A 2,455-nucleotide genomic window follows, 5' to 3' on the forward strand; every position below is an offset into this window, starting at 1 on the left:
CTGTTAAAAATAGTGGGGCAAGTATAGGTGTTGGGATAATTATAATTTTAAACGTACTATTTAGAAAATATATCGACGTATTTAATGTTCAAGTACAAGAAAGTGTGGCTATATTGAGTTGTGTTATTGGATTTTTAGGTATATTTATCTTTTTCTTATACATCAATAAAAAAGTAACACTAGATATATATAAGAGAAATAAAACTAAATCAAAAATTATACTCATACCAACATTAAAAAATTTTGGTTTTACACTATTTTCTTATCTTTTATTTGGAGGAATTTCATGGGTGACTATGGAGATGCTTACAATAGATCACTTATATAATATATTTATGTTTATTGTATGGATAGGCATAATAGCGGCTTTCTTTTTTGTCAATATGTTTGCGATTATAGATAAAAAAGTTCATATTATATTAAAAAATAAAGTATAGAATGTCACATCAAAATAGTTAATAGTTTCTGAGAGATAGTATCATTCCAATGAAATGGGAAGTGGTAATTATGCTATGTGAATCAAAAATTATAAGGATGAATCCAAAATATCGAATTATAAAATACAATAATGACTATTTCATGGTTGATACGATTTGTCATTGGATCACGTTTTTATTTCCAATGATTAATTGGTTTGTGTCAAAAAGATATGCCAAATTGAGTGAAGAAGAATATAACAATTTAGATATCGTGAAACCTGTTAAAAATAGTGGGGCAAGTATAGGTGCTGGACTAGCAATTTTGATTAGTGCACTTTTGCGTAATTACGTCAATATTTTTAATATTCAAATACAGGAAAGTGTTGCTGTATTGAGTTGTGTTATTGGATTTTTAGGTGTATTTATCTTTTTCTTACACATCAATAAAAAAGTAACGCTAGATATATATAAGAGAAATAAAACTCATTCAAAAACTATACTCATACCCACATTAAAAAGTATTGGTTTTACGTTAACTTCCTATGTTTTGTGTGGTGGTTGTGCATTAATAATTATGGAGATGCTTACAATAGATCATTTATATAATGTATTTATATTTATTTTATGGGTGATATGGATAGCATTTTTCTTTTTTATCAATATGTTTGCGATTATGGATAAAAAAGTACATGTCATATTAAAAAACAAAGAGGTGAAGATATGATTACAATAGGTAGCATTGTCTATTTAAAAGGTGGATCACAAAAAATGATGATATTGAATCGAGGTCCAATTATAGAACAAGACGATAAAAAAGTAATGTTTGACTATTCTGCTTGTAAATATCCATTAGGTTTAGTGGAAAATCAAATATATTATTTTAATACTGAAAATGTCGACCGCGTTATATTTGAAGGATACTCAGATGATGATGAAATAAGATTTCAAGAGTTGTATCAAGAAATGCTAAATGAATTAAGCGATGATATAACTCGTGGAGAAGTAGAAGAAAAACAATTTGGTTTAGAATAAAGCTATAGTTGTGAATTTTATAAAATAGCTGATGAAACATATCAATTTTCATTAGCTATTTTTAACCAAAAGATAAAAAATAAAGATGTCGGTTATTAGACACTATTGTTTCAATAAAACGGAAGTGATTAACGTGCTATGTGAATCAAAAATTATAAATAAAAATCCCAAATATCGAATTATAAAATACAAAGATGATTATCTCATGGTTGATATAGTTAGTCACTGGTTTACATTTCTATTTCCAATGATTAATTGGTTTATCCCAAAAAGATATGCCAAATTGAGTGAAGTAGAATATAACAATTTAAATATCGTGAAACCAGTTAAAAATAGCGGGGCAAGTATAGGCGTTGGACTAGCAATTTTAATCAGTGTCCTATTAAGGAAGTATGTCTTTATATTTGATGTTCAGGTGCAACAAAGCATAGCTGTTATAAGTTGTATCATTGGATTTTTATGTGTATTTATCTTTTTCTTATATATTAATAAAAAAGTAACGCTCGATATATATAAGATAAATAAAACCCATTCAAAAATTATACTCATACCCACATTAAAAAATATTGGTTTTACATTATTTTCTTATATTTTTTTGGGAGGATTTGTATGGATGATTTTATATGGTTTAACAGTAGAAAACTTATATAATATATTTATATTTATTATATGGATAGGAAGTATAGCACTTTTCTTTTTTTTCAATATGTTTGCGATTATGGATAAAAAAGTTCATATCATATTAAAAAACAAAGAAATGAATTGCCATGGTTGAACCACAAAAATAGTGCCATGGAATTAGGAACACTTAATAAATAAGATTATAAAAAACACACTTCAAAGTTTTCATTTTTTCAATATTTGCTTTGGTAGGAGCATATCATTACGTTTTAGGTTATGAACTTTATATTGGCAGTAGTTGAAAAAATTGAAAATACGCTGATACATTGCTTTTTAATCCTAGTTAATCTTTTGGAGCGGGACTATGAATTCATAGTCCCGCT

4 protein-coding genes are annotated in these 2,455 nt (G+C 26.8%); all 4 read left to right on the forward strand.

Annotated elements, in window-relative coordinates; translation table 11 throughout:
- Positions 1–437, forward strand: a 437-nt coding sequence (locus HMPREF2597_RS09445; RefSeq protein ID WP_070817283.1) for a DUF443 family protein, incomplete at its 5' end; no start/stop codon positions are given.
- 142 nt (positions 438–579) lie between these two features.
- Entirely contained in the window at positions 580–1,143 is a 564-nt protein-coding gene (locus HMPREF2597_RS09450; protein ID WP_228865521.1) for a DUF443 family protein, read from the forward strand.
- The gene (locus tag HMPREF2597_RS09455; RefSeq protein ID WP_002460342.1) at positions 1,140–1,451 is read left to right on the forward strand and encodes a DUF4176 domain-containing protein; all 312 of its coding nucleotides are present in this window, start codon (positions 1,140–1,142) and stop codon (positions 1,449–1,451) included. The genes HMPREF2597_RS09450 and HMPREF2597_RS09455 overlap by 4 nt, the downstream gene beginning before the upstream one ends.
- 205 nt (positions 1,452–1,656) lie before the next feature.
- A complete protein-coding gene (locus HMPREF2597_RS09460; RefSeq protein WP_228865470.1) occupies positions 1,657–2,226 on the forward strand; it encodes a DUF443 family protein in 570 nt (189 codons plus the stop codon).
- The last annotated feature ends 229 nt before the right edge of the window (positions 2,227–2,455 follow it).

It is taken from the genome of Staphylococcus sp. HMSC063A07 (assembly GCF_001836955.1).
Taxonomy (GTDB): domain Bacteria; phylum Bacillota; class Bacilli; order Staphylococcales; family Staphylococcaceae; genus Staphylococcus; species Staphylococcus lugdunensis.